General features: G+C 69.1%; 11 protein-coding genes and 2 pseudogenes. 3 read left to right on the top strand and 10 right to left on the bottom strand.

Annotated features, from left to right (window positions below; translation table 11 throughout):
- Positions 1–107 precede the first annotated feature (107 nt).
- Complete coding sequence (locus BCD48_RS17840; protein ID WP_071046595.1) at positions 108–1,163, bottom strand: IS630 family transposase; 1,056 nt, start codon at positions 1,161–1,163, stop codon at positions 108–110.
- Between the two features lie 68 nt (positions 1,164–1,231).
- On the opposite strand from BCD48_RS17840, the gene BCD48_RS17835 reads away from it, so the two are divergent.
- Positions 1,232–1,579 carry a hypothetical protein gene (locus tag BCD48_RS17835; RefSeq protein ID WP_071046596.1) on the top strand — a complete coding sequence of 116 codons (348 nt, stop codon included), beginning with the start codon at positions 1,232–1,234 and terminating at the stop codon, positions 1,577–1,579.
- Positions 1,580–1,685: 106 nt separating this feature from the next.
- Here the strand turns inward: BCD48_RS17835 and BCD48_RS46605 are convergent, their stop codons facing one another.
- Positions 1,686–2,117, bottom strand: a complete 432-nt coding sequence (locus tag BCD48_RS46605) for a TetR-like C-terminal domain-containing protein (protein WP_198543291.1) — start codon at positions 2,115–2,117, stop codon at positions 1,686–1,688.
- On the opposite strand from BCD48_RS46605, the gene BCD48_RS52300 reads away from it, so the two are divergent.
- A complete protein-coding gene (locus BCD48_RS52300) occupies positions 2,116–2,382 on the top strand; it encodes an SDR family oxidoreductase (RefSeq protein ID WP_071049563.1) in 267 nt (88 codons plus the stop codon). The genes BCD48_RS46605 and BCD48_RS52300 overlap by 2 nt on opposite strands.
- 516 nt (positions 2,383–2,898) lie before the next feature.
- On the opposite strand, the gene BCD48_RS17820 is transcribed toward BCD48_RS52300, so the two are convergent.
- From BCD48_RS17820 to BCD48_RS17800, 5 genes are all read right to left on the bottom strand, one after another.
- Positions 2,899–4,014, bottom strand: coding sequence for a sugar ABC transporter substrate-binding protein (locus tag BCD48_RS17820; RefSeq protein WP_083418810.1), 1,116 nt, complete (start codon positions 4,012–4,014; stop codon positions 2,899–2,901).
- A 90-nt stretch (positions 4,015–4,104) separates the two neighbouring features.
- Positions 4,105–5,145 carry an ABC transporter permease gene (locus tag BCD48_RS17815; RefSeq protein ID WP_071049559.1) on the bottom strand — a complete coding sequence of 347 codons (1,041 nt, stop codon included), beginning with the start codon at positions 5,143–5,145 and terminating at the stop codon, positions 4,105–4,107.
- Entirely contained in the window at positions 5,142–6,749 is a 1,608-nt protein-coding gene (locus tag BCD48_RS17810) for a sugar ABC transporter ATP-binding protein (RefSeq protein ID WP_071049557.1), read from the bottom strand. The genes BCD48_RS17815 and BCD48_RS17810 overlap by 4 nt, the downstream gene beginning before the upstream one ends.
- Positions 6,750–6,842: 93 nt before the next feature.
- A complete protein-coding gene (locus tag BCD48_RS17805; RefSeq protein ID WP_071049556.1) occupies positions 6,843–7,184 on the bottom strand; it encodes an EthD domain-containing protein in 342 nt (113 codons plus the stop codon).
- 20 nt (positions 7,185–7,204) lie between these two features.
- Positions 7,205–7,606, bottom strand: coding sequence for a Rid family hydrolase (locus BCD48_RS17800; RefSeq protein ID WP_071049554.1), 402 nt, complete (start codon positions 7,604–7,606; stop codon positions 7,205–7,207).
- Between the two features lies 1 nt (position 7,607).
- Here BCD48_RS17800 and BCD48_RS17795 point away from each other — a divergent pair.
- Positions 7,608–8,729 (top strand): annotated as a pseudogene (locus BCD48_RS17795) (helix-turn-helix domain-containing protein); the annotation flags it as partial.
- Positions 8,730–8,755: 26 nt separating this feature from the next.
- On the opposite strand, the pseudogene BCD48_RS53790 reads toward BCD48_RS17795, so the two are convergent.
- From BCD48_RS53790 to BCD48_RS52925, 3 genes and pseudogenes are all read right to left on the bottom strand, one after another.
- Positions 8,756–8,966, bottom strand: a pseudogene (locus BCD48_RS53790) (transposase); the annotation flags it as partial.
- A gap of 9 nt (positions 8,967–8,975) precedes the next feature.
- Positions 8,976–9,944 carry an ABC transporter substrate-binding protein gene (locus tag BCD48_RS17790; RefSeq protein ID WP_071049552.1) on the bottom strand — a complete coding sequence of 323 codons (969 nt, stop codon included), beginning with the start codon at positions 9,942–9,944 and terminating at the stop codon, positions 8,976–8,978.
- A partial coding sequence (locus BCD48_RS52925; protein ID WP_206745015.1) for a hypothetical protein occupies positions 9,941–10,219 on the bottom strand: 279 nt, incomplete at its 5' end. The genes BCD48_RS17790 and BCD48_RS52925, both read right to left, overlap by 4 nt.

Raw genomic sequence — 10,219 nt, 5'->3', positions numbered from 1 at the left:
CCATCGCGGCAGGGCACCGAAGCCGAGGGCCCGCCCGCACGCCAGGCGTCGCTGGCTGGCTAGTGCAGCCCCGCGTAAGTCCTGCGGGGGTCGTGACTGCGTCGGTTTCAGGTGGCTTTGAGGAGTTCGCCAGTGTAGGTCCAGCGGTAGGGCTTCGCGTCGCGGTCGCGGACCTCGATGAAGTTGAGGATCTTGCCGGCGAGGTCCTCGCGGGAGGTGAAGCTCCCGCGCCGCAGGAGGCGGCGGGTCAGGGTGGAGAAGAACATCTCGACCATATTCAGCCAGCTGGCGTGCTTCGGGGTGAAGGTGACCGTGAAGCGCGGGTGTGCCGCGAGCCAGGCCCGGGTCTGGCGGGAGGTGTGCGCCGACCCGTTGTCGAGGATCAGGTGGATCTTCAGTGCCGGGTCGATGGCCTGGTCGAGCTGGGTGAGGAACCAGCAGAAGTTCGTCGAGTCGTTCCGGCCGGGGATGATCTCGCCGAGGACCTGGCCGGTCGTCACGTCCATCGCGGCGTAGAGGCTCACGGTGCCGTGCCGGACGTACTCGAACTCGCGGCGTGTCCGCAGGCCGGGCCGTTCGGGCCGGTCGGGGTGGCGCCGCGCGACCGCCTGGACCTGGGTCTTCTCGTCGACCGAGAGCAGCACCGCCCCCGCGGGCGGGTTCAGGTAGAGATCACAGACTGCGCGGGCCCTCACCGCGAAGTCGGGGTCGGCCGGCCGGTTGAGCCAGCCCCGGACCCGGTGCGGCCGCAGGTCCAGGTCCTTGAGGATCCGGCCGATCTGCGCCTCGGAGATCCCGACCGTGTCGGCCAGGTGCTCGGCCAGCAGGCGGTGCGACCAGTGGCTGTCGGCCTCCGGCGACGCCTCGGTCACCGCCGAGACGATCGCGAGCCTGGCGTCGGGGCCGTAACGCGGCGGCCGGCCCGACCGCGGCCGGTCGCCGAGGGCGGCCTCGCCCTCGGCGCGGAACCGGGCACACAGCCGGCGGACGGTGTCGACGTGCACCCGGTTGCGCCGGGCGGTGTCCGGGTGGCGCCGGCCGTGGGCGGCGTCCAGCAGGATCCGGGCCCGGCTCACCCGCCGCCACTCGGCGCGGGCGCAGCGGGCGAGCTTCTTCAGCCGCGCCCGCTGCGACGCGGTCAGTGTTATGTGAGGATCAGCCACCCACCACGATCTGCACCATCAGGCACCGGCCCGACCCGGCGGCGCGCCGCCGGGTCGACCATGGTGCCATGGCGACGATCCCCGACAGTGCCCGCGAGGCCCTCGAGACCGAGCTGGCCGCGCGCCGCGCCGAACGCTGGCCGACGCTGCGAGCGCTCGCGGTCCGCTACCACGGCGCCCACGCCTACATCGACGTCACCCTCCCCGACGACCCACCCGACGCCGAGCCCTACCCGCTGTTCCGGCTGACCCTCACCAGCCAGCCCGGCGCCTGGGAGTACGCCCTCTACAACGACAACCGCAGGCGCTACCAGCCCGCCTGGATGACCGGCGGCGAGCCCACCGGCACCCCCGCCCAAGCCCTCGACGACGCCTGCGAGCTCTACCACGCAGACCTCACCTACACCACCGACTGAACCCCCGCAGGACTTACGCGGGGCCGCACTAGGTGTCCCGGTCCGGAGATCTGCGATCTCCCGCCGCCGGTCGGCGGCGAGGGTGGGACTAGGAGGGTGGGACTAGTTAGTGCGCTGCCCTGCGGCGGAGCCCGTCGGCGATCGTTTCGACGTAGGTGGCGAGAAGGGCGTCCAGTTCGTCGGCGTCGGGCCGCAGCTTGTCGGCCCGCCAGGCCAGTGCGAGAAGTCCGTTCATCGTGGCCCACAGGACGGTCGAGACGCGATCCGGGTCGAGGTCGGGGCGGCTCGTCCCCGTGGCGATGCCGTCGCGCAGCACGTCCGTGAGCTTGGCGTTCTGCTCCTCGATGAGTGAAGCGATGCGGTCGAGTGTCTCCGGCTCGTCCGGCGGGTCGACCAGGATGCGGAACTCGTGGGGACGTTCCCGAGCGAACCGGACGTAGGCGGCCGCGGCCCTGTGCGACTCCACCAGGCTTGAACTGCGCCACCTCGGCGTCGGCGTCGGCAGCGCCCATCCCACCTTCTTCCGCACCCCGCTCATGGACCAGGTCAAGGCCGACCCCGCCGGCGAAATTCTCGGGGGAGGCAATGAGAAATTCCTATGGAAGACCATCCCGCTCGACCAGGTCGTCGACGACATCGTCAACGGCGTCGAACGCCGCGCCCACGTCATCGTCAGTCCGCGGAAGAACGCCCTGGTGGCCCGCGCCCCCGGCGTCTTCCGCCCCGTGATTGACCGCATTGGCTTCCACGGGTCCACCGTCCCCGACGCCATCGCCCACGCGTCGAGCACCGGCTGGAACTGAGCGCGTCGTCCGTCATCGCCGAACATGCCGTCAACCCTCGCTGGTCAGATCGCCCCACTCTATTCAGATCGCCCCACTCTATGGAGAGTGTTCGACGCGCGGTTCTGTCGCACAGGGGGTGTCAAGTTAACGGTCGGGTAGCCCGGGGCGAGATCCCCCCGGGCTACCCCACCGGCGGCCGGACAGTCTCCGGAACCACCCGAGCCTTCCTTGAAGACGGCGCCGGCTCCCGGGAAGGGTGCGGTCGGCGAAGCGCCGATCCGCCGGCTGGAGCATGATGCCGATGACGGAGGCCGGAATGGCCTTCCGACGCCGTAGGCGAAGCCGTCGCGGCAAGACTTGAGGACCCTGAAGAGGATCACGACAGCGACGGGACGACCGGTCCGTTAATGCCGAACTGTGCCGTCACTGTTCCCCCGCGGCAGGCCGCCTTGCGGGAAATGTGCGGCGGACTGCCGCGGGTGGGCGTGAGCGTGCGGGATCCAGGAGGGGAAAGGGGTTTCTGGCCAGTCTGGTTCAGGCCTTCGCCTGCCAGAGCTTGAGGTAGGCGCTCCGCCAGTCCACGTCGCCGTCCCAGGGGATCGTGGTGAGGTTGTCCTTGGTAATCAGCTTGAACGGGCTCGGCACGGAAAGCGGGACGTCCTGCTTGTTGAAGATCCGGTTCATCTGGTCCAGGGACTGGTAGGCCGCCCACTCGGTGGGGGCGGCGACGTCGGCGGTCTGCACCTGGCCGGCCTTGATGTAGCCGAGGTTGGCGGCGTTGCCGTCGGAGGACACGAGCTGGATCTTGCCGCCGTTGGTACTGCGCTGGATGACAGGGAGGATGGCGCTGGCCGCGGCGTCGTAGGCCGCCCAGACCATGTCGGTGTTGGGATGTGCGGTGAGCGCCGCCTGGAACTGGGTGGGCAGGCTGGTTGACAGGCCGGCGATCTGATAGCTGATGTCGTCGGTGACTTCGCATCCGGGGCAGTACTTCTTAAGCGCCGCCAGCACGCCCGCGTGGTACTGCACGACGGAGGGGAACTCGGGGTCGTTGACCAACATGATCTTGCCCTTGCCCTTGGTGGCGACGGTCATCTGGGCGCCCATCACCAGGCCGTACTCGTAGCCGTCCGGCTCCACGGTGGTGTCGAACTGCCCCTCCTTGAAGGGGCCTCCATCGAGATCCACGAGTGCGAGTCCCGCAGCCCGGGCGTCGTTGAGGGCGGGCTGGAGCTGATCGCCGCTTCCGGCCACGAAGAAGATGCCGTCAGCCTTGAGTCGTATCGCGGTCCCGACAGCGGCGCGTGCTTTGTCGGGGTCGCCCGCGGGGTCGATCATCTTGGTCTTCCAGCCGACGGTCTTGGCGGCTTCGGCGAAGGCGTCGACTCCGCGCTTGCAGTTCTCGGCCGCGTAGCTGCACGGGACGGTGATGATCAAACGCCCAGGTTGGACCGGCGGGCTGGAGGCGGGTATTCCTGCGGACGTTAGATTGGCCTGGTACTTAGCGACGAACGTCGTGGCTTCTTGGAGCCCGGTCGCCGAGAAATCTCCGGATGGGCCGGCCGACGACGAGGAGCAGGCGGACAGCACCGCGGTGAGCGTGGCGACGGTGAGCAAGGCCAAGGGCGCGCGGGATCTGGGCAAGGGCATGTGGAGTTTCTCCTTGGAACTGGGAGGAACGGCAGGAAGGGCAGGCGGCCAGGTGGAAGCGTGCGGTTGGCAGGGCAGGAACCGCTGGGGTCAGGTCGAGGCGCGGGCGGTCCGGCTGCGGGTGAGTAGGACGGAGGCCGCGACCGCGACGATGAGGGCTGCCCCGTTGAAGAGGTTGGTCACCCAGGTCTGGGCGCCGAGGAGGGTCAGCCCGTTGGAGCCGACCGCCAGCAGGAAGACGCCGACGACCGTGCCCCAGACGTTGAAGTAGCCGGCCTTGATGGTGGTGGCGCCGAGAAAGGCCGCGGCATAGGCGGGGAGCAGGAAGTCCGGTCCGATGCCCGGTGGCACGCTGCCAGACCTCGACGCCTGCAGGAGGCCCGCGAGCGCTGCCAACGCGCCGGCGGCCACGAAGGCGGTGGTCAGGAAGCGGCCGGTGCGGACTCCGCTGAGCCGGGCTGCGTCCCGGCCCATGCCGGTGGCTCGCAGATACCGGCCGAACGGCGTGCGTTCCATCGCGAACCACAGCACGACGGCGAGGGCGAGGAAGTAGGCGAGCACCACCTGCATTCCACCGACGCGAGTGATGGTCAGCTGGGCGAAGGAATGCGAATCGAGGGTCAGCAGCGAGCTGTTGGTGAGGTAGAGATTGCCTCCGGCGAGCAGGGTGCTGACGCCGAGGGTGGCGATGAACGCGTTGACCCTGACCTTGACGACCAGGAACGCGTTGAGGCCTCCGATACAGGCGCCCAGCAGCAGGGTGAGCAGCGCGACGAGCGGCCATGGGAGACCCCCGTTGGAGGCCCAGGTGGCGAAGATCGCGCTGAAGCCGAGCACCCCGCCGAGGGAGAGATCGAACTCGCCCGCGGCAAGCGGGAGGATCGCGGCCAGGGCAAGAATCCCGGGGATCGACTGGTCGGCGAGGACCGCCTTGGCGTTGTCCCAGGTGGGAAAGGTCGTAGGAGCCGCCACGGAGAACGTGGCAGCGATCAGTATCAGGAAGATCAGGGCCCCATAGCCGGACATTGCGCTGCCCGCGACCTTGCGCCACGTGCGCCGGGCTGCGTCCCGGGGCGACGTCGGGGTCTGCGCGGGCTGTTCCGTCGTCGCCTCCATCGCTGACGTGGTCATGCTGGCTCCTTGAGGTGGGCTGGAGCTTGCGCCCTGGTGGACAGGAGCGTGAGCTTTTCCTCGGTGATGTCGTCGCCCTCGACCAGGGCGACCTGCGCGCCGCGGTCCAGGACCAGGACCCGGTCACACAGGGCTGCGAGTTCCTGGAAGTCGCTGGACGCGAGCAGCACGGCGGTGCCGTCGGACGCCAGCGATCTGATGGTGGTGGCTATCTCCTGTTTGGCCAGCGCGTCGACGCCCTGGGTGGGCTCGTCGAGCAGCAGTACCCGGCCTCGGCGGCTCGCCGCCCGAGCAACCACGACCTTCTGCTGGTTGCCTCCGGACAGGGTGGCGATCGGCCGGGTGGGATCAGCGGGCCTTACCGAGTAGTCGGCGATCAACCGGACCGCGTCGGCGTTCTCCGCGTCCCCGAGGAGCAGGCCGGGGCCAGTGACGAAGGTGCGCAACCGCCCGAGAGAGAGGTTCTCTCGCACGGTCATCGGCAGGACGCAGCCGTCGGAGTGCCGGTTCTGCGGTACGCAGGAGACACCCCGGGCAACGGCGTCGGCGGGCGAGCTCGGCGCGTAGGGCAGGCCGTCGACCGTCATCCGGCCGTCGCTGGGCTGCTCGGAGCCGGCGAGGATCCGGACCAGCTCGCTGCGGCCACAGCCGACCAGTCCCGCGATGCCGAGGATCTCCCCGGCGGCAAGGCGGAGCCCGACACCGGTCAACCGTCTGCCGACCAGATCTTCCGCGGCCAGCACGGCGTCTCCCGCACCGCTTCCCCGGCTTGGGGGACGTTCGCCGTTCGCTTCTTGGGCGAATCGTTGGCCGATGATGAGGGAGACGATCCCCGTCGAGCTCAGGCCCCCCAGCTTTTGGTCCGCGACGAGCCGTCCGTCGCGTAGGACGACCAGGTGGTCGGCAATGCGGCGTACCTCGTTGGTGCGGTGGCTGACGTAGATGACAGTGCCGCCGGCGGCCCGCAGCCGCTCGAGGGTCCGCAGGACCCTGTCCACCTCTTCCGCGGGCAGGGAGGCAGTCGGTTCGTCGAGGACGAGTACGTTCCTGCGGAAACTTTCCTCGGTAGAGCCGTCCTGGTCCTGGAAAGCCCGGGCCGCGCCGACCATGGTGCGGGTAGTCGGGTCCAGGGCTGAGATCAGGGTTCCGGGATCCCGGTCGACGCCGAAGAACGCCAGAACCCGCGCGACGTGCTCGTGCTGCGCCCGGCGGTCGATTGCCCGCAACGGGCCGCGCGTGCGGAACCTGTCCACGAGGGCGAAGTTGTCCGCGATGGACAACGCCTCCACGAGGCCGACGTCCTGGTGCAGGAAGCGCAGACCGCGGACGTGTGCCTGGGCCGGCCGCAGGGGCAGGGCCACCGGCTCGCCCGCGATGTGCAGAGTGCCGCCAGGGTCAGGCTCGTACACGCCAGCAAGGATCTTGATCAGCGTCGACTTGCCCGAGCCGTTCATCCCGAGCAGAGCGGTGATCTCGCCAGGGGGGACATCGAAGGACACGTCGGCGAGCGCCCGTTGCCCCGCGAAGGACTTACTGATGTGCCGGAGGCTCAGCGCCGGCGCTGGTCGGTGGGCTGCGTCCGCGGGAGGGTCGTCAGCTGGCATAGTGATCTACCTCGCTCGATTCGGGTGATCCAGACGGCACCCTGGCTCGGCCTGCCGATGCCGGCGTCGCGGTCGGCTGTCCGCCGGTTGGACTCAGGGCTGGTGGCAGATGGTGGTGGTGCCGGGATAGGCAATGACGGTGTCCCAGTCGATGAACAGTCCGGTGTCCTCGTCGACGGCGATGCCCTCGGGAGATTTCCAGGCGGCTTCGGCGGCCTCGTCGCTTTCGAAGACGTAGACGGAGATGGCGTCGTAGTCGCACCTCTGGCCGTGCCATTGGTAGTCCTCACGCAAGAGCGTCTGTCGATATTCGACAAGGCCGGGGAGCTTGCGGGCCAGTCGGGCGTGAACGGTGTGGTAGTGCTCGGCGAACTCCTCGCGGGTAAGGCCGGGCTTGCGCTTGGTGGCGAAGACAATGGTGTGGGGCACGGTCACGACGGGCTCCGTTGCTGGGTTCATTTCAGGAGGACGGCGGTGACGCGGATCTCGACGCGCATTTTGGGGTCGCCCAGGGCCGGGACCCCGGTGCACGTCCAGACCGGGGCCTGGTCGGGCATGTGATGGCGGAAGCGGTCGGCCATCACCTGGACCGTCTCCTCGTCCAGCGGCAGATGGTAGGAGTTCACGTGGATCACGTCCTCCCAGCCAGCGCCCGCCATGGCAAGGGTCCGCTCGACGTTCTCGAAAGCGCGAACGATCTCGTCCGCGATCGCCTCGGGGAACTCCCAGTCGTCGTTCCAGCCGCCCTGCCCCGAGATCTCCACCCGGTTGCCGACCTTCACCGCCTGCGAGTAATGGAAAAGCTCCAGGTTCCTCTCCCCGTAGCCGGGTGTGACGAAGAACTCAGGCTTGCTCACGATGTTGCTCCTGTTCCTGCGTGTGCGAGGGCCGTCCACGGCTGGGTCCGGTTGCCGTGGCCAGAAGGTAGTTGCCTGCAGCGGCCTGGAGCCGGCGTTCCAGGCACCGCGGAGTCGGCGTTTTCAGCACGGCAGGAGCCACGGGAGGTGTGACGCAAAGTCCGCGCAACGCGTCGTTCATCCGGCTGGAACCTGTTGTGCGGATGCTGCCGGTGTGAGCACCCTGACTGCCGCAAGCGCCGACGAATGGGCGCAGATCTGCAGCGACAGCTTCGCGCCCTGCGGCATCGACCGCGTCGCGTCGGATTTCCGCGGAACCGTCGACGTCACCGTCTACTCGCCCGCGACAGCCTTGGTGCGGCTCGCCTCGCAGTCGATGGATGTGCTGCGCTCACGGCGGCATGTGACCGGAGCCCCGAGGTCCGACTACATGCTGCTGCTGCACCAGCAGGGCGGCCCCGGGCTGCTGGAACAGGACGGGAGGTGGGCCGAGGTCCGTGCCGGTCACGCGGTGCTGTGGGACGCCTCGCGCCCGTACCGGTTCAGGTGGCCCACCGCGATCGGCCAGACGGTGCTGAAGGTGTCCCATGACGAGATGCGGCACTGGTTCGGCGATCCCAGTGAGATGTGCGCCCGGTCGCTGCCATCGACGCTTCCCACGTTGCGCGTGCTGTCGGCGTTCCTGAGGGAGCTCGGCGATGTCGAGGACGAACTCCACGACACGCAACAGCGTGCCGAACTCGCGCACACCGCGGGCGAGTTGCTGGCCACGGCTCTCCGATCGGCAGACGGCACCGCGGCGCCGCGGGCCGCGGGTCGGGAGGCACTGCTGCGTATGATGCGCGACTTCGTCCGGGAGAACCTCGCCGATCCTCGCCTCGGACCGGAAACGATCGCTGAGCGGCACTGCGTATCGGTGCGCTACGTCAGCTCGCTGTTCCGTGACCTCGGCACCTCTCCAGCCGCCTACGTCCGTGAACAGCGGCTGGAGCGGGCGCGGCGGGCGCTCGACGACCCGCGCCGCCGTGAAGTCGGTATCGCGACGGTCGCTGGACTGTGCGGTTTCACCGACGCCACCACCTTCTGCCGGGCCTTCCGCCGGGCGTACGGCCTCACGCCGGCCGAGTACCGCTCCGCCGGAGCCGGACGAAAGGCGCCGCGAGCCCGGGACAGCATGACCATCGCCGCCTCGCGGTCGTCCACGCTGGCCGGACTGACGCAGACCGCCAACGCGGTGCCGAGGGTGTCGACGAGCAGATGACGCTTGAGCATTAACTTTCTTGCCACCGTCGTAGCCATGCGGCCCGCCCCGGTCGGTCGCGTGCACACTCTGGCTGTCCAGGACGCCCGCCTCGGGCGAACGACAGCGTCAGCTGGTGCTGCCGTCGGCGCACATGCGCTCTCGAACCGGCTCGAACGCCGTGCCGGCGGCGGTTACCTGGACAAAGGCATAGCAGGAGAGCGGCTTACCCGAATAGTCATGCAGGTCAATGGGTGCGATGAGGCCGCCGGCGTCATAGGCGGAGACGCCGCGCAGGGCCTCGATGAAGCCCGCGCGGGTGGGGCATGGGCCAGCCAGGTCGAGCCCACGCACGAACAGGTCGGTGCTGATGTAGGTGAACATCGCGAACTGCTGGTCCGGGTTCCCGGACTCCGGGGCGTAGCGGGTCATCGCATCCTGGTAGCGCTTGACCGCCGGACCGCCTGCTTCGAACGGGCGGAAGTACACCGGCATCGACACGCCGGCGAGCGCCGGGCCAAAGGATGACAGTAGGCTGTGGTCGTAGCCGGTGAGCACGACGCTGACCGCGAGGTGGGCGCCCAACGTGTGCGTCGCCTGCACGACCTTGGCGAAGTCGTCCGGCATGGAGAGGCCCAGCAGGGCGTCGGCGCCGAAGTCCACGATCTTGCTGGCCACCTGGTCGGGGCTGCTGCTGCCGACTACGTAGGGGAACGCCTCGACCGTGCTGATCCCGGCCGCCCTCAGGCCCCGCGTGTACGCCGTCGTGGTGTCGGAGGTCACCGCCGACTGGTCGGCGGTGATGAGGGCGACCCTGCTACCGCGAGCGGCCTGGATGTAGTGGCCGACGACTTCGGGTGAGGCCGAGTAGATGAAGGAGAACATGTTCTCCCGCCCGGCCCAGGACGGTTCGACGGCGACCCCGGCGACCGGCACCCCCTGCCGGGTCAGGCGGTCCATCGAGTTGCCGAGGGCGGCGGTGGCCGTTACCAGGCCGAAGACCTTTTCATGTTCGACGAGATCTTCGGTCGCGGTCGCGACGACCGTCCCGGAGCCAATGCCGTGAAGCGTAGTTTGATCTTTCCGGGATGTGGTCATGCTGCGCGTGGGGCGAGCGGGTGGAGCCGGATCGTTGGCGGGCCTGGATGGCGGATTGAGGCGGGTTCGTCGCGTTTCTTGACGCGGTAGCTGTTGTGGCGGGGGCGTTTGACGACGCGGGGGCAGGTGCGGTGGCGCCGCGGTGGGTTGAGCGTGCGGGTGATCTCGGCGTGGAACCGGGGTAGCTGGGCGTGCCAGTCGTCAGGGGGGAATGTCCGCCGTCCCGGTGGCGGAACGGCGGACGAGGCGCAGGGTTCGGGCGAAGCCGACCCGGT

Origin of the sequence: Pseudofrankia coriaricola (assembly GCF_001854805.1) — a bacterium.
In the GTDB taxonomy this organism is placed as follows: domain Bacteria; phylum Actinomycetota; class Actinomycetes; order Frankiales; family Frankiaceae; genus Pseudofrankia.
The sequence above is the reverse complement of the archived record's forward strand: the minus strand, read 5'-3'. Positions and strand labels throughout refer to the sequence as shown.

What these genes read in the sequence shown, in the direction of transcription:
- BCD48_RS17835 (WP_071046596.1), top strand. Translation starts at nt 1,232, where the DNA reads ATGGCGACGATCCCCGACAGTGCCCGCGAGGCCCTCGAGACCGAGCTG.
- BCD48_RS52300 (WP_071049563.1), top strand. Translation starts at nt 2,116, where the DNA reads ATGGACCAGGTCAAGGCCGACCCCGCCGGCGAAATTCTCGGGGGAGGC.
- BCD48_RS46605 (WP_198543291.1), bottom strand. Translation starts at nt 2,117, where the DNA reads ATGAGCGGGGTGCGGAAGAAGGTGGGATGGGCGCTGCCGACGCCGACG.
- BCD48_RS17820 (WP_083418810.1), bottom strand. Translation starts at nt 4,014, where the DNA reads ATGCCCTTGCCCAGATCCCGCGCGCCCTTGGCCTTGCTCACCGTCGCC.
- BCD48_RS17815 (WP_071049559.1), bottom strand. Translation starts at nt 5,145, where the DNA reads ATGACCACGTCAGCGATGGAGGCGACGACGGAACAGCCCGCGCAGACC.
- BCD48_RS17810 (WP_071049557.1), bottom strand. Translation starts at nt 6,749, where the DNA reads ATGCCAGCTGACGACCCTCCCGCGGACGCAGCCCACCGACCAGCGCCG.
- BCD48_RS17790 (WP_071049552.1), bottom strand. Translation starts at nt 9,944, where the DNA reads ATGACCACATCCCGGAAAGATCAAACTACGCTTCACGGCATTGGCTCC.